General features: G+C 65.6%; 30 protein-coding genes. 16 read left to right on the top strand and 14 right to left on the bottom strand.

Going from position 1 to position 23495, the window contains the following annotated elements:
* Positions 1–3: 3 nt before the first annotated feature.
* Positions 4–576, top strand: a complete 573-nt coding sequence (locus tag AC1VVM_RS04245; protein WP_482955921.1) for a hypothetical protein — start codon at positions 4–6, stop codon at positions 574–576.
* Between the two features lie 180 nt (positions 577–756).
* Here the strand turns inward: AC1VVM_RS04245 and AC1VVM_RS04250 are convergent, their stop codons facing one another.
* Together AC1VVM_RS04250 and AC1VVM_RS04255 are read right to left on the bottom strand one after the other, a co-directional pair.
* The gene (locus AC1VVM_RS04250) at positions 757–1269 is read right to left on the bottom strand and encodes a 3'-5' exonuclease (RefSeq protein ID WP_482902876.1); all 513 of its coding nucleotides are present in this window, start codon (positions 1267–1269) and stop codon (positions 757–759) included.
* 83 nt (positions 1270–1352) lie between these two features.
* Positions 1353–2357 carry an adenosine kinase gene (locus AC1VVM_RS04255; protein WP_482902877.1) on the bottom strand — a complete coding sequence of 335 codons (1005 nt, stop codon included), beginning with the start codon at positions 2355–2357 and terminating at the stop codon, positions 1353–1355.
* A 230-nt stretch (positions 2358–2587) separates the two neighbouring features.
* Between AC1VVM_RS04255 and AC1VVM_RS04260 the strand changes: the two genes are divergently transcribed.
* From AC1VVM_RS04260 to AC1VVM_RS04270, 3 genes are all read left to right on the top strand, one after another.
* Positions 2588–3079: a hypothetical protein gene (locus tag AC1VVM_RS04260; protein ID WP_482902878.1), complete on the top strand. Its 492-nt coding sequence runs from the start codon at positions 2588–2590 to the stop codon at positions 3077–3079.
* A gap of 118 nt (positions 3080–3197) precedes the next feature.
* On the top strand, positions 3198–4517 hold the full coding sequence (locus AC1VVM_RS04265; RefSeq protein WP_482902879.1) for a sensor histidine kinase: 1320 nt from the start codon (positions 3198–3200) through the stop codon (positions 4515–4517).
* Between the two features lie 73 nt (positions 4518–4590).
* A complete protein-coding gene (locus AC1VVM_RS04270) occupies positions 4591–5259 on the top strand; it encodes a LytR/AlgR family response regulator transcription factor (protein ID WP_243652598.1) in 669 nt (222 codons plus the stop codon).
* A 58-nt stretch (positions 5260–5317) separates the two neighbouring features.
* Here the strand turns inward: AC1VVM_RS04270 and AC1VVM_RS04275 are convergent, their stop codons facing one another.
* Entirely contained in the window at positions 5318–5644 is a 327-nt protein-coding gene (locus tag AC1VVM_RS04275) for a UrcA family protein (RefSeq protein ID WP_482902880.1), read from the bottom strand.
* A gap of 279 nt (positions 5645–5923) precedes the next feature.
* Between AC1VVM_RS04275 and AC1VVM_RS04280 the strand changes: the two genes are divergently transcribed.
* From AC1VVM_RS04280 to AC1VVM_RS04290, 3 genes are read left to right on the top strand one after another with little or no spacing between them, the layout of a single operon-like run.
* The gene (locus AC1VVM_RS04280) at positions 5924–6196 is read left to right on the top strand and encodes a hypothetical protein (RefSeq protein WP_482902881.1); all 273 of its coding nucleotides are present in this window, start codon (positions 5924–5926) and stop codon (positions 6194–6196) included.
* Between the two features lie 52 nt (positions 6197–6248).
* Positions 6249–7118, top strand: coding sequence for a diacylglycerol/lipid kinase family protein (locus AC1VVM_RS04285; protein ID WP_482902882.1), 870 nt, complete (start codon positions 6249–6251; stop codon positions 7116–7118).
* Positions 7108–8004 carry a metallophosphoesterase family protein gene (locus tag AC1VVM_RS04290; RefSeq protein WP_482902883.1) on the top strand — a complete coding sequence of 299 codons (897 nt, stop codon included), beginning with the start codon at positions 7108–7110 and terminating at the stop codon, positions 8002–8004. The genes AC1VVM_RS04285 and AC1VVM_RS04290 overlap by 11 nt, the downstream gene beginning before the upstream one ends.
* 155 nt (positions 8005–8159) lie before the next feature.
* Here AC1VVM_RS04290 and AC1VVM_RS04295 read toward each other — a convergent pair whose 3' ends face one another.
* The 7 genes from AC1VVM_RS04295 to AC1VVM_RS04325 form a co-directional block, all read right to left on the bottom strand.
* Positions 8160–8876 carry a GIN domain-containing protein gene (locus AC1VVM_RS04295; RefSeq protein ID WP_482955922.1) on the bottom strand — a complete coding sequence of 239 codons (717 nt, stop codon included), beginning with the start codon at positions 8874–8876 and terminating at the stop codon, positions 8160–8162.
* Positions 8877–8904: 28 nt separating this feature from the next.
* The gene (locus AC1VVM_RS04300; protein ID WP_132387786.1) at positions 8905–9471 is read right to left on the bottom strand and encodes a DUF1700 domain-containing protein; all 567 of its coding nucleotides are present in this window, start codon (positions 9469–9471) and stop codon (positions 8905–8907) included.
* Positions 9461–9841 (bottom strand): PadR family transcriptional regulator, encoded by a 381-nt coding sequence (locus AC1VVM_RS04305; RefSeq protein ID WP_132387788.1) that lies wholly within the window; start codon positions 9839–9841, stop codon positions 9461–9463. The genes AC1VVM_RS04300 and AC1VVM_RS04305 overlap by 11 nt, the downstream gene beginning before the upstream one ends.
* A gap of 463 nt (positions 9842–10304) precedes the next feature.
* Positions 10305–10823, bottom strand: a complete 519-nt coding sequence (gene rpsI / locus AC1VVM_RS04310) for a 30S ribosomal protein S9 (protein ID WP_132387790.1) — start codon at positions 10821–10823, stop codon at positions 10305–10307.
* Positions 10823–11302, bottom strand: a complete 480-nt coding sequence (rplM, locus tag AC1VVM_RS04315) for a 50S ribosomal protein L13 (RefSeq protein ID WP_482955923.1) — start codon at positions 11300–11302, stop codon at positions 10823–10825. Before rplM ends, rpsI begins: the two co-directional genes overlap by 1 nt.
* Positions 11303–11722: 420 nt before the next feature.
* Positions 11723–12058, bottom strand: coding sequence for a divalent-cation tolerance protein CutA (gene cutA / locus AC1VVM_RS04320; RefSeq protein WP_482955924.1), 336 nt, complete (start codon positions 12056–12058; stop codon positions 11723–11725).
* A complete protein-coding gene (locus AC1VVM_RS04325; RefSeq protein ID WP_482955925.1) occupies positions 12055–13143 on the bottom strand; it encodes a COX15/CtaA family protein in 1089 nt (362 codons plus the stop codon). Before AC1VVM_RS04325 ends, cutA begins: the two co-directional genes overlap by 4 nt.
* Before the next feature lie 148 nt (positions 13144–13291).
* Between AC1VVM_RS04325 and AC1VVM_RS04330 the strand changes: the two genes are divergently transcribed.
* From AC1VVM_RS04330 to AC1VVM_RS04350, 5 genes are all read left to right on the top strand, one after another.
* On the top strand, positions 13292–13678 hold the full coding sequence (locus tag AC1VVM_RS04330; protein WP_132387796.1) for a MerC domain-containing protein: 387 nt from the start codon (positions 13292–13294) through the stop codon (positions 13676–13678).
* 62 nt (positions 13679–13740) lie between these two features.
* On the top strand, positions 13741–13953 hold the full coding sequence (gene thiS / locus AC1VVM_RS04335) for a sulfur carrier protein ThiS (protein WP_482955926.1): 213 nt from the start codon (positions 13741–13743) through the stop codon (positions 13951–13953).
* A 61-nt stretch (positions 13954–14014) separates the two neighbouring features.
* A complete protein-coding gene (locus AC1VVM_RS04340; RefSeq protein ID WP_482955927.1) occupies positions 14015–14803 on the top strand; it encodes a bifunctional sulfur carrier protein/thiazole synthase protein in 789 nt (262 codons plus the stop codon).
* Between the two features lie 140 nt (positions 14804–14943).
* Positions 14944–15471 carry a hypothetical protein gene (locus tag AC1VVM_RS04345; RefSeq protein ID WP_482955928.1) on the top strand — a complete coding sequence of 176 codons (528 nt, stop codon included), beginning with the start codon at positions 14944–14946 and terminating at the stop codon, positions 15469–15471.
* Between the two features lie 190 nt (positions 15472–15661).
* Complete coding sequence (locus AC1VVM_RS04350) at positions 15662–16771, top strand: calcium:cation antiporter (protein WP_132387804.1); 1110 nt, start codon at positions 15662–15664, stop codon at positions 16769–16771.
* Between the two features lie 356 nt (positions 16772–17127).
* Here the strand turns inward: AC1VVM_RS04350 and AC1VVM_RS04355 are convergent, their stop codons facing one another.
* Genes AC1VVM_RS04355 through thrS form a run of 3 tightly spaced genes read right to left on the bottom strand, consistent with a single transcriptional unit; the run spans position 17128 to position 20253 of the window.
* Complete coding sequence (locus tag AC1VVM_RS04355; protein ID WP_132387806.1) at positions 17128–17802, bottom strand: spermine/spermidine synthase domain-containing protein; 675 nt, start codon at positions 17800–17802, stop codon at positions 17128–17130.
* The gene (locus tag AC1VVM_RS04360; RefSeq protein WP_482955929.1) at positions 17799–18242 is read right to left on the bottom strand and encodes an acetyltransferase; all 444 of its coding nucleotides are present in this window, start codon (positions 18240–18242) and stop codon (positions 17799–17801) included. The genes AC1VVM_RS04355 and AC1VVM_RS04360 overlap by 4 nt, the downstream gene beginning before the upstream one ends.
* A gap of 13 nt (positions 18243–18255) precedes the next feature.
* Positions 18256–20253 (bottom strand): threonine--tRNA ligase, encoded by a 1998-nt coding sequence (thrS, locus tag AC1VVM_RS04365; RefSeq protein WP_132387810.1) that lies wholly within the window; start codon positions 20251–20253, stop codon positions 18256–18258.
* 380 nt (positions 20254–20633) lie between these two features.
* On the opposite strand from thrS, the gene AC1VVM_RS04370 reads away from it, so the two are divergent.
* From AC1VVM_RS04370 to AC1VVM_RS04385, 4 genes are read left to right on the top strand one after another with little or no spacing between them, the layout of a single operon-like run.
* Positions 20634–21071, top strand: coding sequence for a hypothetical protein (locus tag AC1VVM_RS04370; protein ID WP_482955930.1), 438 nt, complete (start codon positions 20634–20636; stop codon positions 21069–21071).
* 37 nt (positions 21072–21108) lie between these two features.
* Positions 21109–21531 carry a hypothetical protein gene (locus tag AC1VVM_RS04375; protein ID WP_482902895.1) on the top strand — a complete coding sequence of 141 codons (423 nt, stop codon included), beginning with the start codon at positions 21109–21111 and terminating at the stop codon, positions 21529–21531.
* Positions 21528–21719: a helix-turn-helix transcriptional regulator gene (locus AC1VVM_RS04380; protein ID WP_482902896.1), complete on the top strand. Its 192-nt coding sequence runs from the start codon at positions 21528–21530 to the stop codon at positions 21717–21719. The genes AC1VVM_RS04375 and AC1VVM_RS04380 overlap by 4 nt, the downstream gene beginning before the upstream one ends.
* Positions 21719–21901, top strand: coding sequence for a hypothetical protein (locus tag AC1VVM_RS04385; RefSeq protein ID WP_482902897.1), 183 nt, complete (start codon positions 21719–21721; stop codon positions 21899–21901). Before AC1VVM_RS04380 ends, AC1VVM_RS04385 begins: the two co-directional genes overlap by 1 nt.
* Before the next feature lies 1 nt (position 21902).
* On the opposite strand, the gene AC1VVM_RS04390 is transcribed toward AC1VVM_RS04385, so the two are convergent.
* Positions 21903–23237 carry a glycosyl transferase gene (locus AC1VVM_RS04390; protein ID WP_482902898.1) on the bottom strand — a complete coding sequence of 445 codons (1335 nt, stop codon included), beginning with the start codon at positions 23235–23237 and terminating at the stop codon, positions 21903–21905.
* Between the last annotated feature and the right edge of the window lie 258 nt (positions 23238–23495).

Consider the following 23495-nt stretch of genomic DNA (forward strand, 5'->3'; position numbering starts at 1 on the left):
GCGATGGCGGGCAGGGTCGATACCGCGCTCAAGCTGGCGCTGGCGGCGGCGGCGCTGATCGCCGGTTCGGGCGTGGGCTATTACTACGGCGTGGTCCTGCCTGCGCAGGCCGCGCGTGAAGAGGCGCGCGAGAGCGCCGAACGTGATGCCGAGCAGGCCCGCCAGAAGGCCGCCGAAAAGGCGCAGGCCGAGCAGCAGCAGCGGCAGGAATCGGCCCAGCTCGAATATCAGGATTGCCTCAATTTCGCGGAGCTGTCCTACAAGGAGCGCTGGACCGCGAGCTGCCACGCGCAGCATGAGGCCGACGTTGCCGCGTTCCAGGATTGCAGCGACAATCTTTTCGCCACGGAGGCAGGCTGCCGCGCCAAGCATCCGATCCGTCCTGAGCGCGATTGCGCGCTCCCCGGCCCGACCGCGCAGAGCTATTCCGACGCGCGCGAGCAGCGCAAGAACGAGTGCCTTGCGCGGCTTCAGGCGGCGCAAGGCGGAGGGCAGCCCCTGCCGCAGCAGAGCGTGCCGCAAATGGCGCCGCAGCCGATGCAGCAGGTTCCGATGGCGCAGGCTACGGGTTACTAATCGCTGCGAGATTGAAAGACGAAACGGAGGGTTTCCGGGCCCATTTCGTCGCCCCCGCGAAGGCGGGGGCCCCGCTACCTTTTAGCGCGACCTCTCAAGAAAAGCGGGGTCCCCGCCTTCGCGGGGACGACGGTGGTGGGGTGCTAGCGTGAACTTCGCGATGATCCGAGGATCTCCCCTTCACGCGGCCTCGCTCTCCATCAACAGGCGCACGACCATGGCGAGCCGTTTGGCATCCTCCCGCGCGAGGTGTTCCTTGGGCAGGCGCTGCTTGGCCTCTTCCAGCGCGGCGACGACTTGCGGGCGGGTGTAGCCGCGATCCATCATCCATTCGCCGAGATAGCGGATCGGAAAGGGCAGGGCTGTGCCGAGCGTCTGGCACAGCACTTCCAGCCAGTATTCGTCCAGCTCGGCGTCTGAATAGACCGAGCAGCCGTCCACGAATTCAATCACTTCGGCCAGCACCTGACGGGCGGGCAGGCCATCCAGTTCCAGCATGGCGCGGCTGATGCCGTGGAGCGCTTCGGCCTCTTCGGACCAGTCCCAGTGTTTCCAGGCGTCGAGCGGGCGGATCATCCAGGCGCGGCTTTCGCCGTCGATCCGGGCTATCGCCACCTCGATCGGATAGGACTGGCCATATTCGGGCAAGCAGCTTGCCTCGAAATCGATCAATGCCGGAATCGTCTGCGCCATGCGGCCTCGCGGGAGGGAGGGGACCGAACCCCCAACCTCTCCCGGAGTCTGTGCCGCGTCAATGGCGCGTCGTTAGGAGGGAATTACCCCAGAACGCTTGCCGCCAGCGTCTTGAGGTCGGCCTCAGGGCGGGCGCCGTAGTGCGAGATCACTTCGCAGGCGCAGATCGCGCCGAGCTTGAGGCACTGTTCGAGGGTCTTGCCGCGCACGTGGCCGTAGAGGAAGCCGGCGGCGAACAGGTCGCCCGCGCCGGTGGTGTCCACCACGCGCTCGATCGGCTCGGCGCCGATCTCGACGCGCTGGCCCTGCGAAACCGCAACCGCGCCTTCCGCGCCGCGCGTGACGACGAGCACCGGAATCTTCGGCGCGAGTTCGGCAATGCCCTTCTCGAAATCGTCATGGCCGAGCAGCGCGGCCATTTCGTGCTCGTTGCAGAACAGCACGTCGATCTTGCCGGTGTCGATCAGGTCGCGGAAATCGGCGCCGTGACGGTCGATCACGAAGCATTCCGAAGGGGTGAAGGCGATCTTGCGACCGGCCGCGCGGGCCGCGTCGATGGCCTTGCGCATTGCCGCTCGGGGTTCCTCGGGATCCCAGAGGTAACCTTCGAGGTAGAGTACGGCGGCGCTGGCGATGGCGCTTTCGTCCAGCGCTTCGGCGGGCAGGTGCTGCGAGGCGCCGAGGAAGGTGTTCATCGTGCGCTGGCCGTCCGGCGTCACGAAGATCAGGCAGCGCGCGGTCGGCGTGCCGGCGCGCGCGGGCACGTCGAATTCGATGCCGCCGGCGCGGATGTCATGGGTGAAGACTTCGCCCAGCTGGTCTTCGGCGACCTGGCCGATGAACGCGCACTTGGCACCGAGCGCGGCAAGGCCGGCCAGCGTATTGGCGGCCGAACCACCCGAGATTTCGCGGGCTGGGCCCATCGCTTCATAGAGGCTCTTGGCCTGATCGGCGTCGATCAGCATCATCCCGCCGCGCGAGAGGCCAAGCTCTTCGATCAGCGAATCGGGGCAGTTGGCAATGACGTCGATGATGGCATTGCCGATGGCGATCACATCGAGAGTCGGCGGCACGGTGGGTTGGGCCATGCTGGAAAATCCTTGGGTTCTGGAAATGTCGGGAAGTCAGGCCGCGACTGGAGGATTTTCAAGCCGGAGGAAATCCCCGGAAGGCTCGGAAAAACGCAGCAGACCAGACCCGGAGCGGGCCGGGCGCTGCCTCCATTCACAACCGGGCCCGCTCTAGCGCGCGCCCGGCCGCTCCGCAAGCGCGGCGGCGGTTGACAGCACCGGCGCTCCGGGCGATGCGAGGCGCAATCATGACCCAGACGAGCCCGATCCCGTCCGCTCTTCCCGATAACGCCTGCCCCGAAAACGTGCGCAGGCGCCTGAGGGGGCCGCTCACGGCCGCCGCGCTGGCGCTCCTGCTCGCGGCCTGCGGCGGCGGTGCGGTCACCAGCACGCCGGCACCCAGCAAGCCCGTACATCGCGGCGGATCGAGGCTGCCGGACGTGCGCCAGCCGAGCCACGTCGCGCGCGATCCCAAGTTCCAGGCGATCCCGGGCGTGGAAGGCGTGATCGGCGCCGACCGCACGCAACTGGTGCGCCTGTTCGGCGAACCCCGGCTGGACGTCATGGAAGGCGATGCCCGCAAGTTGCAGTTCACCGGAACCGCGTGCCTGCTCGACATCTATCTCTATCCGCCCACCGGCGCGAAGGAGCCGGTGGCGACGTATGTGGACGCACGGCGCGGATCCGACGGCAAGGACGTGGACCGCGCAGCCTGCATCGCCGCGCTTCGTAAGCCCTGACGAGGGCGGGGAAACCCCAAGGAAAACGCCCCAAAACGGGCATCTTTCGACGAAGGTCGATTCCCGTCCGATTTGCGAACTGGCGCAGACGGGAACTTTCGCGCTATCCGGGTAGGCCATGTCGGATGTCGCCAATCAGCCGCGCGTACCTGCGCGGGTCGTCCTCCTTTCTCTCGCAGCGCTCTGGGCCTGCTATTTTCTCGTCGCCACGCTGCGCGGCGCGGTCATGGGCTATGACTTCGTCTGGCCGATCTTCTCGCGCCGGCTGACGATCTGCATCCTGTCCATGCTGGTGATGGCGGCGGTCTGGCCGCTGCTCCAGCTGCTGGAGCGCAAATCGGGCGGTACGCGCCTGACGATCGTTCTACTGGGCGCGCTGCCGCTCGCGCTGCTGCTCAGCGTCATCAACGACGCGGTCTTCTCCGATATCGAGATGAGCCAGGCTTACGGCGATGAAGAGGACGCGGCGGCGGTCAAATCGGGCAAAGTCCGGATCAGCCGCGACGAGGCGGGGAATATCCTCGTCGACCTGCCCAATGCCGCCGTACCTCGCGCGCCCGGCGCTCCGGGCGTGCCGAGCGATGGCGCCAGCGATGTGCCGCCGCCTCCGCCCCCACCGCCGCCCGAGCCGACCACGACCAGCGATACCAAGGCCTCGGCGATCACCATCCACACCGGCAAGGCGCTGGGACAGGAATATGCCCGCTGGGCGACCGTGGCCGACACGGCATTTACGCGCTACTTCCTGGTGCTGGCCTGGGCGGCGCTCTATTTCGCGCTGGCCAAGGCCGAGGAAGCCCGCGCGGCCGAGCGGCGCGAGGGTGAATATCGCCGCGCCGCTTCCGCCGCCGAACTGCGTTCGCTGCGCTATCAGGTCAATCCGCACTTCCTGTTCAATACGCTCAATTCGCTTTCGGCGCTGATCATGACCGGCAAGCAGGACGATGCCGAAACGATGATTCAGACGCTCTCGACATTCTATCGCCGGACACTCTCGGGAGATCCCACAAGCGACCTCAAGCTTGTCGATGAGATCGAACTTCAGAAACTCTATTTCGAGATTGAGGCTGTTCGTTTCCCGAAACGCCTCGTTTCGACGATTGATATTGACGAGGCCGTCTCGGATGCGATGGTGCCGGGCATGATCCTGCAACCGCTCGTGGAGAACTCGGTCAAGTACGCTGTCGCCGCTACCCAGCGGCCGGTCACGGTGGCTATCAGCGCGCGGCGTGCGGACGACATGCTTGAGATTACCGTGAGCGACGACGGCCCGGGCGGAACCGTCAAGGGCGTGCAGGGCTTCGGCATCGGCCTGGGCAATGTGCGCGACCGCCTGCGGGCACGCTATGGCGACGCCGCGGAAATCACGTTCGGACGGCGCGAGACTGGCGGCTTCGCCACGGTCCTGCGCATGCCGCTGGAGTTTGCTCGTGCCTGAATCGTTACAGTCCGTGGAATCCGCGCCTCTGCGCGCGCTCATCGTCGACGACGAACCGCTCGCGGTGGAGCGCATGCAGGTGATCTGCTCCCGCATTTCCTCGATCTCGGTGATCGGCACCGCCAGCGACGGTGAGGCTGCGCTGCGCCTGATCGAGGCGCTGGAACCCGATCTCGTCCTGCTCGACCTGACGATGCCGGAGACGGACGGACTCACCGTCGCGCGCCGGCTGGGCGAACTGGCCGAGGCGCCCGCCGTGATCTTCGTCACCGCGCATGACGAATTCGCGGTGGAAGCCTTCGATCTCGACGCGGTGGACTATGTGCTCAAGCCGGTGGCGCCTGAGCGGCTGGAACGCGCGATCTCGCGCGTCGGCGCCCGGCGGGGCGAGCGCACTTTGCCGACCGGCAAGTGGCTTGAGGAATTCTGGGTTCCGCACCGTTCCGAACTCGTGCGCGTGCCGGCTGCCGATGTCGAACGGATCGATGCCGAGCGCGACTATGTGCGCCTGCATGTCCGGGGGGCGAGCTATCTCTTGCTTCAGACGATCACCAGCCTCGAACAGAGGCTCGATCCCGAGCACTTCATCCGCATCCATCGCAGCTGCATCCTGCGCCGCGATCATGTCTCGGGCCTGCGTCATGAAGGGCTGGGCGTCTGGTCGGTTGAGACCGCCGATGGCGAGGCCCTGCGGATCGGGCGGACCTATCTGCCCTCGGTCAAGAAAATGGCGGGCCGCTAGGGGACCCGCCAGTCTTTTTTCCGATTATTTTTTAGGGACTTCGTGAAAGCCACGGCGCTCAGTTCGTGGCTACGCGGGTGCCGTTGGCGTGCTCTACGACCGCAGCCATGTGCTCATGGGCCTGGACGAGTGCCTTGTTGTAGCAGGCCACGGCGTCGGGATTGCGAAGGCGTGTACCCGGATCGATCATGTCGTAGCCGCAGGCATCGCGGGCGGCGGCATTGAGACGACGTTCCAGGGTCTTCTGACCGGCGACGGTCGTCAGGTTGAGATCGGCGTAACGGACGGTAACGTCCTTGGCGAAGACCGGAGCGGCAATGGTCAGGCTCAGTCCGGTAAAGGCGAGGGCAGCGGCGGCGGCTGCGATAGAAGTGGTCTTGATCATCGTGTCTTCCTCCTGGGTGGGCCGCTGGGCGGGGGGTCCCGTATCGGCCCGGTGAGTGTCTTGTGCACCGCACAGAGGCGCGATTCACGCGGACCTCGACCGCAGCGCACGGCATGTCGACGAAGGGGCAGGGAGGCGGACGAACGACGTTCCAGGCCGACGAATGACTTGCCGCGTACAGGCGACAAAGCGCCGAAGATCAATCGCCTATCTCTCCGATTCGATAAGATGATTCGGCTGGACGCTGGCAAGATCGCATCGGCGCATGTACAGTTCGCTATGGCTATGGGACTTATTGTCGTCTTCTGCCTTGGCGTGTTCAACTTCGCCGCGCACAAGGCAGTGCTCGAATCGGGCCATCCGATGCTTGGCCACGTTCCCTGGCTGGTCGAACCGATGGGCGGCCGCCTCAGCCTCATCGTCGAATATGCCATGCTGGTCGGGGCGATGATCATGGTCGCCGCCGGATCGAGTGCCTGGGCCTGGCTCTATGCGTTCTATTCGGGGATCAACGGGCTGGCCGCATGGCTGATCTTCTCCGGGCGGGCGTGACGCTGCCTGCGTCCAGCGGGGAACCCCGGCGGATCTGGCCGGTTCTGGCCGCATGACCGGAGATCACGATACTTCCCCCCGCCGCTGCTGGCTGATCTGTAATGCTGCCAGCGGCAGCAACGACGAGGCGGCTGTCGCCGAAGTGGCTGCCGCGCTGGCGGCCGCCGGATATCCGCCCGAACGCACGTTTCGCTTTCCCGACGAACCTTCCCCCGCGCCCGAGGCGCTGGCCGCTGCCGGGGTTGATCTTCTCGTAGTCTTCGGTGGCGACGGGACCACGCATTCTGTGGTGGAAAGCGCGGTCGGCTGGGACGGCCCGCTGCTCGTCCTGCCCGGCGGCACCATGAACATGCTGGCCAAGCGGCTGCACGGCGACGTGGCTGCGACGGACGTGGTCGGGCGTCTCGCCTCCGGCCCTTTGCGCACCACCCGTCCGCCGGTGATTGCCACCCGCCACGGCATGGCGCTGACCGGCGTGCTGGCCGGACCCGGCACGGTCTGGAACGAAGTGCGCGAGGCGATGCGCGCGGCAAACGTGCTGGGCGTGGTCGCCACTACGCGTGAGGCGATCGCCTGGTCGGTTAAAGGTCCGAAAGTGGTCTGCGCCGAGGTCGACTGCGGGCGCGAGGACGGCTATGCCGCGATCACTGTGACCCCGAACCCGACCGGACTTGAAGCGAACGGCTATTATGCCGACACGCTGGGCGACTTCGCCGGGCAGGGCATCGCCTTGCTCAATCGCGATTTTCGCGACGGTCCGCATGATGAACTCGGCAAGCATACCCGCCTGCGGCTGGTCTGCCCAGATGGCGAGCCGATGGGCCTGCTGATCGACGGCGAACCGTTCGAGGGCGGCACGGAAGAGCAATTCCATCCCGCGACCCTGGAGGTCGACCTGGTGACAACGATCGATGAATCCTGAGGCTTCCGCCGCGCCTGCCGCTTCGCCCCGCGCCCTGCGGCTGTTTCACCTGAGCGATGTTCATTTCGGGCTGGAGGATCCGGAGGCGATCGCCTGGGCCGAGGCTTGCATCGCGCGTGAGCGGCCCGATGCCGTGGCCATCACCGGCGACCTGACGATGCGCGCGCGGCACCACGAATTCCGCGCCGCCTGCCAGTGGATCAAGGGGCTCGACGCCCCGGTCACGGTGGAGATCGGGAACCACGACATTCCCTATTTCAACCTCTACCAGCGCTTCTTCGATCCCTATCGCCGGTTTCGCTCGATCGAGCGGCAGGTGGAGGCGCAGCTCGATCTGCCGGGCCTCGCCATCGTACCGCTGCGGACCACCACCCGCGCGCAGTGGCAGCGGTTTCCCTGGTCGAACGGCTGGGTTACCGATCATGCGCTGCGCGAAACTCTCGCGGCCATTGATGCGCTGCCGGAGGGAACGCGGGTGCTCGTGGCGGCGCACCATCCGCTGATCGAGCGGCGAGCCAAGGACAACAAGCTGCTCACCATCAACGGCACGCGGACGATGGAAATCCTGGCCGGGCGCAAGGTGATGGCGGTGCTGTCCGGGCACATTCACGATGCGTTCGACCTTACGGCGGAAACGCCCGCCGGGCCGCTGCGCATGATCGGCGCCGGCACCCTGTCGAAGCGCATCCGCTCGACTCCGCCGAGCTTCAACGAGATCACCATTACCGGCGACGACATCCGCGTCGTCGCGCGCAATCTGGAACATTTGCCGACGGTGGCGATGCAGATCGACGAAGTGCCTGAAAACGCGCTGCCGCCGCGCGAACCGGGTGAGCCGGTGGCCCCCGTCGGCGCGGTTCCGCCGGTCGATCCGCCTGTGCACTGAGGTGTGCACTGAACGGCACCCAGACGACACCTCACCATACATGAAAGGGCCGCAGCATCCGGGGGAGATGCTGCGGCCCTTTTCATATCGGCCGTCCCGAGCGGGGGGATTTCGGAAGCGGCCTTTCCCTGAACCTTTGGGCTCTTTCCGAGCGCTTACTGGTAGTCGTGGTCGACCTTGCCAAGGCCGTTGATGTCGGTGGTGAGGTGGGCGGGCTTGCGGACCAGCCTGACCGAACCGATGCCGTCGATGGCGACCGAGACATTACCGGTGGCACCGATCGTCACGCTGCCGACTCCGTCGACGCTGACCGTGGCGTCCTGCGCTTCCAGCTTGCCGAGGTCGAGGTTGCTGGCGCCCTCGGTCTGGACATCGAGCTTGCGGACCTTGCCCGAGGCATCGAGGTTGATCGCGCCCTGTGCCTTCAGCGTCAGGCTGTCCTGATTGAGGCCGGTCAGCGTCACGTCGCCCGGTGCGTCGAAATCGAAGGCCGCGATCTCGGGCGCGGTGATGCGCACCTTGAGGCCCTTGTGCATGTGCAGGCTGCCGTCGACGCTGAGGCGGCCGTCGTTCCAGGTCAGGCGGTCCACCACCTTCTGCGGGCCGGTGACGATCATCTCGGACTTGTCGCCCCGGGTGAAGACCAGCTGGACCGGGATGTCCATGGCCAGGCGGGTGCCGGGCTGGAGCGCGAAGGTGCGGGTCTTTTCGGGACCGTGGTCCTTCTCGTCATCGCCGAATTCGAAGTTCCAGCCGCCGTTGTCGCGGAATTCCTGCCGGAACTTGTCGCCGCCGACGACCCAGGCTGCACCGAAGGCGACGATCGAGAGGATCACGCCACTGGCGAATACGATGAGCAGCTTCCTGAACATCACTTGGTTCCTTTATCTCTCGTGCCGATCAGTCTTCGGGGTGAATGGCGGGTTCGATCACGCGATAATGCAGGCGGCCGAACCACATGAGGGCATTGATGATCCAGATGCTCACCAGCGTCAGCAGCGCGCCGACGGCGACCGAGGCGCTCATGATGCCGAGGCCGCCGAGGATGGCAACCAGCACGCCACCCGGAAAGCCGCTGAACGGTCCCGCGATCAGCACGAAGCCGCCGACGAAGAACATCACGATGGTGGCGACGAACAGGCCGAACATCACGCCCAGAACCGGCAGCACGATCGGCAGCAGGATCAGGATGTCGATGGTGGCGAGGCCCATGAAGGCCAGGATCGCGCCCCAGGCCGAAGACGGCGAACGGCCGCTCTCCCAGTTCTTGAAGCCGGCCTCGAAGCGCAGTTCGCGCGCCAGCCTTGCCGGGTTTCCGAGCGCGGCGGCGACTTCTTCCTCGCTGCGACCTTCGGCGGCGCCGGCTTCGAAGTGCTCTTCGTAGTCGGCGACGATCTCGGCGATCACGTCCTGCGGCATTCCGGCCAGGCCTGCCTTCAGGCGCCGGATGAATTCGTTACGCGTCATGGCTCGGCTCCCCTTCTTCCTGCGGCGCCGCTGCCGGCGCGTCTGCGACCATCCTGCCGTCGATCAGGCCATCGACAGCCGCGGTGAAGCCGCGCCATTCGGCAACCTGTTCGTCCAGCCGCGAGCGGCCGATTTCGGTGATGCGGTAATACTTGCGCGGCGGACCCGAGGGCGATTCCTCAAGGTAGGTCACGACGAGGCCGTCGGACTGCATGCGGCGCATCAGCGGGTAGATCGTGCCTTCGCCCATATCGACCGCGTCGGCCATGCGGCTGGCGATCTCGTAAGCGTAGCTGTCACCCCGCGAAAGCAGCGCCAGGACGCAAAGCCCCAGCACCCCTTTCTTCAACTGGATTTCGATTTCGGACATCGAATCATCTCCTGCGGATGAGGAGTGTATATAACCAGCTACTGTGTAACGCAAGGTACCTTGCGTTGAGAAATACAGGGTGTGGCAAGGTACCTCGTCATAGGAAGGTACCTTGCCATCTGCGATGTGTGCGTTGTGCCTGTAAATCGTCGGTTTTCTGCGGCGTGCGGGATTGGTCCTGACGCCGGAAAGCGTCCTCCGCTGACGCCGGCGAATACCCGCAACGTCATCCTGAACTTGTTTCAGGATCAATTTCGCCAATCACACGGCGGTTCGATCGGCGCGATGGACCCTGAAACAAGTTCAGGGTGACGATGGGGTTGGGAGTTGGGGGCTGGGACAATCTCAGCCGTTCGAGCCAGCGTGTCCCTGCGAGGCCCAGCCCTGACGAAACCACGCAACAAAAAAGGGCCGCGGTTTCCCGCGACCCCTTTTCGTAAAGCCGTAAGGCTCTCGGAGGCGATTAGCGCTTCGAGAACTGGAAGCTACGACGTGCCTTGGCACGGCCGTACTTCTTACGCTCGACGACGCGCGGGTCGCGGGTAAGGAAGCCGGCGGCCTTGACGGCAGCGCGCAGGGCCGGTTCGTACTTCGAGAGAGCCTGGGCGATGCCGTGCTTCACAGCGCCGGCCTGGCCCGAGAGACCACCACCCTTGACGGTGGCGATCACGTCGTACTGGCCTTCGCGACCAGCAACCTGGAAGGTCTGGTTGATCACGAGACGCAGGGTCGGACGTGCGAAGTAAACTTCCTGGTCACGGCCGTTGACGATGATCTTGCCGCTGCCGGGCTTGACCCACACGCGGGCCACGGCGTCCTTGCGGCGGCCGGTGGCGTAAGCGCGACCCTGGGCGTCGATCTGCTGCTCGCGCAGCGGAGCGTTCGACACGACGGGCTTGAAGGTTTCTTCCGTTTCAACAACGGCGACTTCGCCGAGGTCCTTGAGGTCGGACAGGCTCTGAACGGTTTCGGTATCAGACATTACGCGCCAACCTTGTTCTTGCGGTTCATGGAAGCGACGTCGAGCGCTTCGGGCTGGGTGCCACCGTGCGGGTGCTCGGTGCCGGCGTAGAGGTGCAGGGCACGCATCTGGTCGCGGCCGAGCGGGCCACGGGGGATCATGCGCTCAACAGCCTTTTCAAGCACGCGATCGGGGAAACGACCGGCGAGAACCTTGTCCGCGGTCACTTCCTTGATGCCGCCGGCGTAGCCGGTGTGCTTGTAGTAGGTCTTGTCGCCAAGCTTCTTGCCGGTGAACTTAACCTTTTCGGCGTTGATCACGACGACATGGTCGCCGCAATCGACGTGCGGGGTGAAGCTCGGCTTGTGCTTGCCGCGCAGGAGGTCAGCGATGACGACCGCGAGACGGCCAACCACCAGACCTTCGGCATCGATCAGATGCCACTTCTTTTCCACCTCGGCCGGCTTGATCGACCGGGTGACCTTCGTAAGCGCCTTCATGGCTGGTCTATCCCTAATGTTCAGGTCGCGGGGCCGAATGCTTCGCTTTCACGAATCTCCGGCACTGCGGGAAGGCGGCCAAATCGTCGAAAAGCACGCGCAAGTCAAGCAGACTGCGGGATTCCATAGAGGTAAAATAATACCGTTTGGGTTTGCGGGGGTTGGCAGGAGGTTGTGTGAGTGCGGCTTTGACCGCTGATTACACACCTCGTTGCCCCCGCGCAGGCGGGGGCCCCGCTTCTGCCTTCGCGCGACCTGACCGTTTGGGCGCCCGTCTGCCATGGCATCGTTATGCGCAAGGCAGCGGGATCCCCGCCTTCGCGGAGATGACGGGAAAAAGTAAGGGGATGACCGGGAAAAGTAAGGGAGAGGGGGCAGCGGGCGGGTGATGAGACGCCGGACCGGACGCCTCTGGTGGTCCTAGCCGCCGATCCCCGCCAGCCAGGCAATCGTCCCCGGCGTGCCGGCATCGCAGCGCCACCCAAGCACGGCAGGCTCTTCGTAAGGATGCAGTTCGGCAAGCCGTGCGGTGGCAGCATCGAGCAGGGCGGCGTTGGTCTTGACCAGCAGGCCGAACTCGCGCGCGGTGCCTTTCTCGTCGTTCCAGACGAAGACCGAGGTCACGCCGGGCAGGAGGTTGCCGCAGGCGGCCAGCCGTTCGTCCAGCAGGGTCTCGATAGCGTAGAGCGCGCTCTCCTCGTCCGGGAAGGGGCTCCAGATCAGGGCCGGGATCGAGGTGGGCGCGTCTTCGTTCATATGCCGAACCCTACCTGATCGCGGCGGCCGAGGCCATGCGCGCCCCAGACCGTGGCGGCCACCAGCAGCGCGGCGCAAAGCTGGTGCGCCACCGCCAGCCAGAGCGCAACGCCCGACCAGACCGTGCAGATGCCCAGTATCACCTGCATGCCGAAGGCGCAGTGGATCGCCACCGAAGTCAGGCGCAGACGCATCGCCTTGAGCCTGCGGGCCATGACGATCAGCACGGCGACCACGGCCCAGGCCCACCAGCGGTGCACGAAATGGGTGAGGTAGGGATCGTTGACCAATGCATGGAGCGCGCCGCCTGCCCACTCGACGCCTTCGGGGAAGAAGGAGCCCTGCATCAGCGGCCAGGCGTCCATGCTGAACCAGCCGGAACCGGAGACGTAGCCCGCACGCAGGCCCGCCACCATCGCGCCCATGAACAGCTGGAAGAACAGCATCGCCAGCACCAGCGCGGCAAATCGGGTCAGACGGGCCGGAGCCTGTCCGCGCCGCAGTTCGAGCAGGTCCAGCGCGGTCCAGACAAGGCCGCCCAGCGTCGTCAGTGCCACCAGCAAGTGCGCGGCAAGGCGGAAGTGGCTGACCCGGTCGGCCGCTTCGGCGGTCAGGCCCGAGGAGACCATCCACCAGCCGACCACGCCCTGAAGCCCGCCCAGCGCCAGCAGCGCCAGCAGGCGCGGCTTGTAGCCCAGCGGGATCGTGCGCTTGAGCCAGAACCAGGCCAGCGGCAGCGCGAAGGCCAGGCCGATCAGGCGTGCCAGCAGGCGGTGGACCCATTCCCAGAAATAGATGAACTTGTACTGCCCCAGCGTCATGCCCGCCGGGCCGTTGACGTCGATATATTGCGGGATCCGCTTGTAGTGGTCGAATTCGATCTGCCACTGCGCCTCGGTCAGCGGCGGGATCGCGCCGGTCAGCGGTTTCCACTCGGTGATCGAAAGGCCGGATTCGGTCAGGCGGGTAATCCCGCCGACCGCCACGATCATCACCACCAGCGCAGCTACGAACAGGAGCCAGCGGACCATGGGGACGATGTCGTCGGTGGTTCCGAGGATGGGGCGACCGTCAGCGTTTCTCATGGCCGATGTCCCTGCGATCTTGCGACGAATTGCGCAAGGCCCCGTGACGTTCATCGTGAGGCGAGCGGTGCCGACCGGGCGAGAGTTTGTGCAGTTCGGCTCTTCGGGGGGCTTGCATGATGTTACAACATCACATAGATGATGCGGCATGCGGAACACCCTGATCGCGATTCGAAACCGGATGGACCGGGCCGGCGTCATCCTGAGCGGGCTTTGCGCCGTTCATTGTGTTCTTGGCGTGGTGCTGGTGGGCTTTCTGGGGCTCGGCAGCGACTTTTTGGGCGGCGAAGTGCTGCTGTCGCCCGAGATCCACCGCGTCGGCCTGATGCTGGCTGTGATCGTCGGGGTGATCTCGCTCGGCTTCGGCGTTGCCCGCCACGGCCGGATCGCGCCGCTGGTGATCGGCGGGCTTGGCCTTGCGCTGATGGCCAGCGCTATCCTTGTGGGCCATGGCTTTGCCGAATCGGTGCTGACCATCATCGGCGTCTCGTTCGTGGCCTTCGCGCACATCCGGAACATGCGCCACGCGCATTGAGGGTTTCGGTAAAGTGCCGATTGGGCACTTTCCAAATCCGTTCTCCGCGCTATCTGCGGCCCATGGCTGAAGACATCCTGCTCACCGTCAATGGCGAACCGCGCCGCATCACGCCCGGTTCCAGCATTGCCGACCTCGTCGCCGATATCGGCCTCGACCCCAAGAAGGTCGCCGTCGAGCACAATGGCGAGATTGCCCCGCGCTCGACGCTGGGCGATGTCGTGCTGGCGGACGGGGATGTTCTGGAGATCGTCCACTTCGTCGGCGGCGGCTGACCGGCACGCGCCGCTCTTACCAATTTTTCCGAATCCACGCTCCCCCGAAAGGATGCGCACCTTGACCGATACTACCGCTGCTTCCGACACCTGGACCGTCGCCGGTCGCACGTTCACCTCGCGCCTGATCGTTGGCACCGGCAAGTACAAGGATTTCGCGCAGAACGCGGCAGCGGTAGAGGCTTCGGGCGCGGAAATCGTGACCGTCGCGGTGCGCCGCGTCAATGTGTCGGACCCCAAGGCGCCGATGCTGACCGACTTCATCGACCCGAAGAAGATCACTTACCTGCCCAACACTGCCGGCTGCTTCACGGCCGACGACGCGATCCGCACCCTGCGTCTGGCGCGTGAGGCGGGCGGCTGGGATCTGGTGAAGCTGGAAGTGCTGGGCGAGGCGCGCACGCTCTATCCCGACATGCGCGAGACGCTGAAGGCCACCGAGATCCTTGCCAAGGAAGGCTTCCTGCCGATGGTTTACTGCGTGGACGATCCGATCGCGGCGAAGCAACTTGAGGAATGCGGCGCCGTGGCGGTGATGCCGCTGGGCGCGCCGATCGGCTCGGGCCTCGGCATCCAGAACAAGGTGACGGTGCGGCTGATCGTGGAGGGCGCCAAGGTGCCCGTGCTCGTCGACGCCGGAGTCGGCACTGCGTCGGAAGCGGCCGTGGCGATGGAGCTGGGCTGCGACGGTGTGCTGATGAACACCGCCATCGCCGAGGCGAAGGATCCCATCCGCATGGCCCGCGCCATGAAGCTCGCGGTGCAGGCCGGACGCGACGCATATCTTGCCGGACGCATGGGCCAGCGCCGCTATGCGGACCCTTCAAGCCCGCTTGCCGGCCTGATCTGATGGTTAACGAAATCGTTTCGGAATGCTTCCGCGAGCGACCGTAAGCAAACCTTTGCATGCTTAAGCTCTTTGTAATCTGAGAGAGCGGAAAATGGCTCTCGTGAGGAAGAGACGATCTTCCGAATCACGGGAGCCAGAGCATGACCTACCTTGGCACGGCCACAGTCACGATCAGCGAACTGCGCGAATTCGCCAGCTTCTCCGCGTGCGAGCAGCGCTATATCCGGCGCAGCCTCGACGTCGGGCTTGGCCGCCACGATGCCTTCGAGCTCTGGGGGCGCAACGCCGCCGAAGTGATCTCGATCCGCAAGCAATATGCGGCTTATGACGACATCAAGGCCCTGCGCGCGGCGCGGCCGGACGATGTTAGCCTTGACGATGTCGAGGTTTTCATGGGCGCGCTGCTGCGCGTGGCCGCCTTCGACCTTTCGCAGGAGCGGATTTCGTCGTTTGCGTCCTTCCGCTTTCTTTACGAGCGCCTGCTGGGCGCCTGGGTCCGGCCCTGGCTGCCCGGCGCCTTCTGCGGCGCCGCCGCGCTGCCGCAGATCCCGCCGGAGCGCCGCAAGCTGCTGCTCCATTCGATCAGCGAAGCCGCCGCCACCGCGCCCGGCTGGTCCGATCGCGAACCCTGTTTCTATCCGGAGTGGATCGAGAAGGAAGCCGCCTGAGCTTTCCTCCGATCGCTTTTCTCCCGGAGCCTGCCGGGTCGCAACCGCAACGGGCCCAGTCATGTGTCGGGGGGCATAGGCTGGAGGACGCGCCGGATGGAAACATCCGGCGCGTTTCGTTTATGGCGGGCATTCATCACCCGACTCATCCAACTGGCCGCCCGGCCAATTTCGCCTATAGTGCAGGGCCATGAGCCATTCCGAACCCGCCGCCGCCAAGGCCGCCGCCCGCTTCTCCGCGTACGGCCTGGCGCCGTGGTCGCTGGTTGTTCCGATCATCGCGCTCTGCGCGGTGGCGCTGGGCAAGCCTTCGAGCATTGTCATGGCGACCATCATCGCCGTGGCACTGGGCGGCGCGGTGATGGCGGCGGTCTACCACGCCGAAGTCATCGCCCACCGCGTGGGCGAGCCGTTCGGCACGCTGATCCTGGCCTTCGCGGTGACCGTGATCGAAACCTCGCTGATCGTCTCGATCATGTTGAGCGAAGGCTCCGGCGCGCAGGCACTGGCGCGCGATACGGTGATCGCGGCGATCATGATCACCATCAACGGCATCGTCGGCGTCTGCCTGCTGCTGGGCGGCGGGCGTCATCACGAGCAGGGCTATACCCAGTCCGGCGTCAACCACGGCTTGGCCATCCTCGCGACGCTGTCGGTGCTGACGCTGGTCATGCCCAACTTCACCACCAGCAGTGCCGGCCCGTTCTACAACGACAACCAGCTGATCTTCGTCTCGATCGATGCGCTGATGCTCTATGCGACATTCGTGGTCGCCCAGACGATCCGCCACCGCGACCACTTCCTCTATCCCGAGGAAGACGACGGCAATCATGACAAGGTGCCGGCCGCCAAGGCCATCGGCGCCGCGGTGATGCTGCCGGTGGCGCTGATCGCCGTGGTCCTGCTGGCCAAGGCGCTGTCACCCTCTATCGAGGCGGCCGTTGCGGCGATGGGCGCGCCGCCCGCGCTGGTCGGCATCATCATTGCCGCGCTGGTGCTGCTGCCCGAAAGCCTTGCCGCGCTGAGCGCCGCGCGGGCCAATCGGGTGCAGACCAGCCTCAACCTGGCCATCGGCTCCGCGTTGGCGACGATCGGCCTGACGATTCCCGCCGTGGCGCTCACCTCTATGGCGATGGGGTTGCATCTCGAACTCGGGCTGTCATCCAAGTCGATCGTGCTGTTGGGGCTGACTCTGCTGGTGGCGTCGATGACGCTGAGCACTGGCCGCACGACGCTGGTGCAGGGCATGGTGCATCTGGTGATCTTCGCCGCTTATCTGTTCACGACGCTGGTGCCCTAGGATTGCTGGCTTAGCCGCGCGTCGGACTGATGCCGGGGCCGCAAAGTTCCAGCCAATTCAAACCCGTCATCCCCGCGAAGGCGGGGATCCCGCTTCCTCTTGTGTAGGACCGAGAGGTCGACAAGAAGCGGGGCCCCCGCCTTCGCGAGGGCGACGATGTTGGGAGGATGGTGGCCCACCCCGAGATGGCTGGGGTGGCTAGGTGGGGTTATTGGCGCAGCGGCACCACCAACTCTTCGTCATTGCGAGCGGAGCGAAGCAATCCAGAGCCGTCTTGTGCCGTTCTGGATTGCCGCGTCGGCTTCGCCTCCACGCAATGACGAGGGGGGAACCTGCCGGCGGGTCGCCGCCGCCGTTTACTCCGGTGTAGCGAACCAGATCACGTGCTTCGGCCCCTTGCCGTTGCTGCGCGAGGGGACTTTCACTTCGTCCACCTTGAACCCGGCGCGTTCCAGACGGCGCGTGAAGGCGGGGTCGGCTCCGGCGGACCAGATCGCCAGCACGCCGTCAGGCGTCAGCGCATTGCGCGCCGCGCGCAGGCCGGTCTTCGAATAGATCTGGTTGTTGTCCTCGCGCACGAGGCCGTCGGGGCCGTTGTCCACGTCCAGCAGGATCGCGTCGTAGTCCGCGCGTGACCCATCGATGATATGCGCGACATCGCCCATCACCAGATTGACGCGGGGATTGTCGAGGCAGCCCTGCGCCAGCTCGGCCATCGGTCCGCGCGCCCATTCGATGATCTCGGGCACCAGTTCGACGACGGTGAGCTTCGAATCTTCCGGCAGCGTGCGCAGCGCGGCGCGCAGGGTGAAGCCCATGCCATAACCGCCGATCAGCATGTGCGGGCGCTTGGTCACGCCCTTGATGCGATCCCACGCCATGGTGGCGAGCGCTTCCTCGCTGCCCCACTTGCGCGTGGACATCAGCTCGTTGTGGCCCAGCACGATCATGTAGTCCCGATCGTGCTTGTAGAGTTCGAGCTTCTCCCCGTCCGGAATCCACGCGGTGTCGATAAGTTCGCGCTTGATCATGATGATGTCTTTCCGGGATGGCGCAAGTGAATGAGGGGGTAGGGGCGGCCATCCGCGTCGCGTTCGGATCGGCCGATGCGCAGAAAACCGCGCGATTCGTAGAAGGGCAGGGCGTTGTCGGCCTGCTCGTTGGCATCGACGCGGGCCTGCGGCTCCAGCGCCAGGGCATGGGCGACCAAGGCGGAGCCGAAGCCCCGTCCGTGGACTGCCGGATCGACGAAGAGCGCCTCTATCGATCCGTCCGCGAAGACCATGAAGCCTTGCGCGGCGCCGTCTGCATCCTCGGCGATCCACAAGGGAACCGCCGGGAGCATCGCCTCGACTTGACCCGCGATCTCGGCCTTGTGCTCCGCCGACAGGAAGCCGTGGGTGGCATCCACCGCCGCGCGCCAGATGGCAAAGGCGCGCGGGGCGTCGTCAGGAGAGCCGGGCCGGATCATCGGGGCCCGGTCATCACAGCAGGTCGGGCGCGGTGGCCTCGGCCTTGAGCATGGCAATCGCCTCGTCGAGGGTCATGACCTTCTGGTGCTCGGCGCCCAGCGTACGGATGGCGACAGTCCCTTCCTCGGCCTCGCGCTTGCCGACCACCAGCAGATGCGGGACCTTCTTCATCGAATGGTCGCGCACCTTGTAGTTGATCTTCTCGTTGCGCAGGTCGGTCTCGACGCGCACGCCGGCGGCCTTGAGCTTCTGCGAGACTTCCTGCGCATAGCCGTCGGCATCGGAGACGATCGTCGTCACCACGGCCTGGACCGGGGCGAGCCAGACCGGCAGCTTGCCGGCGAAGTGCTCGATCAGGATGCCGATGAAGCGCTCGTACGAACCGAAGATCGCGCGGTGCAGCATGACCGGGCGGTGACGGTCGCCGTCCTCGCCGATGTAGCTGGCGTCGAGACGCTCGGGCAGCACGCGGTCGGACTGGATCGTGCCCACCTGCCAGGTGCGGCCGATGGCGTCGGTCAGGTGCCATTCCAGCTTCGGCGCATAGAACGCGCCTTCGCCGGGGAGTTCTTCCCAGCCGTATTCCTCGGTGGCGAGGCCGGCGTTGACGACGGCGTTGCGCAGCTCGTCCTCGGCCTTGTCCCACATCTCCTCGGTGCCGAAGCGATTGTCGGGACGCAGGGCGAGCTTGATCGCGTAAGTGAAGCCGAAATGCTTGTAGACGCGGTCGGCCAGTTCGCAGAACGCCTGCACTTCGCTGACGATCTGGTCTTCGCGGCAGAAGATATGCGCATCGTCCTGCGTGAACTGGCGCACGCGCATCAGGCCATGCAGCGCGCCATGCGGCTCGTTGCGGTGGCAGCAGCCGTTCTCATAGAGGCGCAGCGGCAGATCGCGGTAGGACTTGATGCCCTGGCGGAAGATCAGCACATGCGCCGGGCAGTTCATCGGCTTCAGCGCCATCCACTCGGCCGCGTCGGACACGATCGGGCCTTCGTCCTCGACGTTGGGCACTTCGTCGGGGATGACGAACATGTTCTCGCGGTACTTGCCCCAGTGGCCGGACTGCTCCCACTGGCGCGCGTCCATCACCTGCGGGGTCTTCACCTCGCGGTAGCCGGCGCCGTCGATGGCGCGGCGCATGTAGGCTTCCAGCTCGCGCCAGATCAGGTAGCCCTTGGGGTGCCAGAACACCGAACCGTGCGCTTCCTGCTGGAGGTGGAACAGGTCCATCTCGTTGCCGAGCTTGCGGTGGTCGCGCTTGGCGGCTTCCTCAAGGCGCGTGAGGTGGGCGGCCAGCTGCTTCTTGTTCAGCCAGCCGGTGCCGTAGATGCGCGAAAGCATCGCGTTCTTCTGGTCGCCGCGCCAGTAGGCGCCGGAAACGCGCGTCAGCTTGAAGGCGGCGGGGTCCAGCTTGCCGGTCGAGGGCAGGTGGGGCCCGCGGCACATGTCCAGCCAGTCCTCGCCCGACCAGTAGACGGTCAGCGGCTCGTCGCCCGGCAGTTCGGCGGCCCATTCGGCCTTGAAGTTCTCGCCCTGCTGCTTCCAGCGGCTGATCAGCGTCTCGCGGTCCCAGACCTCGCGGCGCAGCGGCTTGTCGGCCGCGATGATCTTGCGCATTTCGGCCTCGATGGCCGGAAGGTCGTCATCAGTGAACGGCCCGCGCTCCGGATTCGGGGCGAAGTCGTAGTAGAAACCATCGTCCGTCGAAGGGCCAAAGGTGATCTGCGTGCCGGGGAACAGCGCCTGCACCGCTTCGGCCAGGACGTGCGCGAAATCGTGGCGGGCAAGGTCCAGCGCCTCAGCCTCGTCGCGGCTGGTCACCAGCGCGAGATTGGCGTCGCCGGTGAAAGGCAGGCTCAGGTCGACCAGCTCGCCGTCGATCTTCGCGGCAAGCGCGGCCTTGGCAAGGCCGGGGCCGATGGCGGCGGCGACGTCGGCGGGCGTGGAGCCCTGCGGCATTTCGCGGACCGAACCGTCGGGCAGGCTGATCTTGAACATCTCGGACATCGAACTCGTCTTTCCGGTTTCCAGCGGCGCTTGGGATTACCTGGGCCCATGGCACAGGCGCGCGCGCGGGTGAAGCTCTGGCGCCGCTATTTTGGCCGAATTCGGGAGAGTGACGCCGCTCGCCCGAACCCCGGGCGACGGTGGCAGCGCGATCAGGCCGCGACCAACCGTCCCCGGGGGCCCCGGGTGGTAGTAGTGGTCGAGGTGGTGCGCAGTTGCGTCATCGCGGCGTGATGTAGCGATAGTCGGCGGAAAAGTCACCCCGCATCGGCCATGGAAAGGACGCACGTCATTTTGTAAAGTAAGCTTGTCATTTCATTCAGCATCGATGTAAAGTGAGCTTGTCATCCCGGTGATGGCGATTCGAATGGAGTCGTTCCATGACAAGGCCCGCATCCTCGCATTCGGCCGCGTTCACCCCGGCCCAGCGGCGGCACAATCGCCGGTCGCTGGCGGCTCTTGCCGTCTATGCGCTGGTGCTGCCGCCGATCGTCTGGCTGCACGCGCATGCTAACGCCTATCCGCTGGAGCAGCCGTGGCTGGCTCTGCTCTCGCTGGTCCCGGCGCTGCCGCTGATCGCGATCTTCCTCAATTTCGCGCGCTATCTCTCCGAAGAAAGCGACGAATACATACGCCTGATGGTCATGCGCCAGATCCTCGTCGCGACGACGGTGGCGATGTGCTGCGCGGTGATCTGGGGCTTCCTCAGCGAACTGGGCGGGATGCGGCCGATTGCCAATTACTGGATCGCGGTGGTCTGGGTGGTGACGCAAAGCACCTGGGGCCTCGTCCAGCGATTGCGGGCCGGAAGGCCGTGACAGTTCCCCTTACATCACGTCGAACGGAGCATGGGACATGACCTCGCATCGCAAAAATCCGGCCTATCGCCGTTACGTCCGGCGCATGCAGCCGCTGAGCCTGCTGTACGTGTGTGCCATAGCGCTGGCGACCCGACTGATCCCCAATGGCGCACCCGCCGATGCGCGAACGGTGGGCTTGGCGCTGTTGCCGGGGCTGGCGATAGTCGGTTGGATCTGGGCCATGGGCCGCCTGCTGGTCGAGCTTGATGACGAATATCTGCGGATGCTGGAAGTCCGCAAATTCCTTGTCGCCACGGGCCTCACATTGGGCGTTTGTAGTGTTTGGGGCATCCTTGAATTGTTTTCGCCCCAAGTACCTAAGCTGCCGGTGTTTTTTGTGTTTCCTCTGTGGGCGGTTGGGCTGTTGTTGGGCATGTTGGTGAACCGCTTCCGTTTCGGCGGGGCACAGTCGACATGAAGAACCGCCTCAAGGTCCTGCGCGCGGAGCGCGGCTGGAGCCAGCAGGACCTTGCCGAGCGGCTGGAGGTCAGCCGTCAGAGCGTGAACGCCATCGAAACCGGCAAATACGATCCCTCGCTACCGCTGGCATTTCGGATCGCCGAACTATTTGATATGCGTATCGAAGAGGTTTTCCAGAAGGGGTGATGGCGATGCTCGGGCGGCCCGATCCGCGCAAAATCGGCACTTGGGCTGCGGTCGCGCTCGCGGTGGCGTTTGCCCTCGGGATGCTGCACGAAAGCGCTGCCGGTCGTCGCGAAACGGCCCAGAGCGGCCCTCCGGCGGCCACTACCGTCATTGTCCGCGTGATCGGCCCGACACTGCTCTGACTTAGTGCAGCGTCACCTTGCGGCGGCGCCAGGCTAGCCGCTCCAGCGACGCCACCACCAGCCACCCCGCCGCCATGCACACGAACGGCATGATCGGGTAGTGGAACCGCGACTGGCCCGAGAACACCAGACTGATCGCCGTCGGATAGAGCGCAAGGGCATAAGGCAGCAGCCACCAGCCCGCCCAGCGCGTCCGGTCGTGCAGCCGCCGCACTGTCATCACCACGAAGGCAAGCGCGAAGCCCAGCATCAGCAGCAGGTAATAGCCCTGATTCACCCAGCGCAGCGCGCGGTACACGGCGGGCAGCCGGGCATAGCTGGGCGCTCCGGCCTGATAGGCCCACTCGGCCTCGCCATCGGGCAGCCACAGCCTTGCCAGTTTCTGCGGGGCGAGGGCGAGGAATTCGTGCGGGTGATCGGCGATCCAGCCGAAGGCCAGCCGCCGCGCCTCGGCATCGCGCGCCGTTTCATCGAGGTCGGTGCGGGCCATCAGCGCTCTCACCACTGGCGCATTGGGCGAATAGTCGCCGTTCGCGCCGTCGTGATTGCCGGTGAGCAGGGTATAGCCGTCGTTGGTCGAGATCGCGATCCAGTGGCCCATCTGCACCCGGTTGCGCACGGCCCACGGCGCGACCACCAGCGCCGCTGCGGCGAGGACCACCATGGCGTCCACCACCAGCCCGGGCAGGCGCTTGCCCATCGGCTTCATCCGCAGCCAGTCGACCAGGAAGATCAGCGGCACAGCGACCAGAGTCTGCGCCTTCACCAGCGTCGCGAAGCCGAACACCAGCCCGGCACCGATCAGTTGCAGGCGGTTCTCGCGCGCGATCACGGCCCAGCATGCGGCCATCAGCAGCAGCGTGTAGAACACCTCGGTCAGCGCCAGCGGCACATAGGCGATGGCATTGGGATAGATCGCCAGCAACAGCAGCCCCAGCCGCGCCGCGCCCTCGCTCGCGAACAGGCGGCGGCCCAGTGCGAGCGTCAGCAGCCCGATCAGTAGCGCGGACACCAGATTGAAGATCCCCAGCGTCACCGGAGAGACGCCGAACTGGCTGAACGCAAAGCCCAGCGCCAGCGGCCAACCCGGCGGCCAGAACGCGGTCGGCTGGCCCAGATCGCTGAGGTATCCGGCGCCCGAGGCCATGCCCGCCGCGCGCAGGGCATACCACTGCGCGTCCGAGCTGGGCGTCACGTCCACGAACAGCACGGCGACCCGCAGCGCGAAATAGACCGCCCAGATCGCCAGCAGGACCGAGCGTTCGGTGGCGAACCATTCCAGCCGCAGGGCCAGCCGGCTCGGTCTCGTGGGAAAATCGAGTATCTGCGCGGACATCGTGCGGCGGGATCCTGAAACGGGCGCTTGCGGAATGCCTTACGCGCTGCACGGGGGGCGCGGCAACCGTCTGGTATCGGTGCGCCCCGGAGAGGGTGTGGTCAAAGGACGGATCTCCGCACGCTGACACGAGACAATCAAACCTCGTCGTCCCCGCGAAGGCGGGGACCCCGCTTTTCTTGCGGCGTGGAAAGAAGGAAGCGGGGCCCCCGCCTTCGCGGCGGCGACGGGAGGTTATTGGGGCGAACTCATGCAGGC

This window comes from Novosphingobium sp. BL-S-33, from assembly GCF_056857025.1.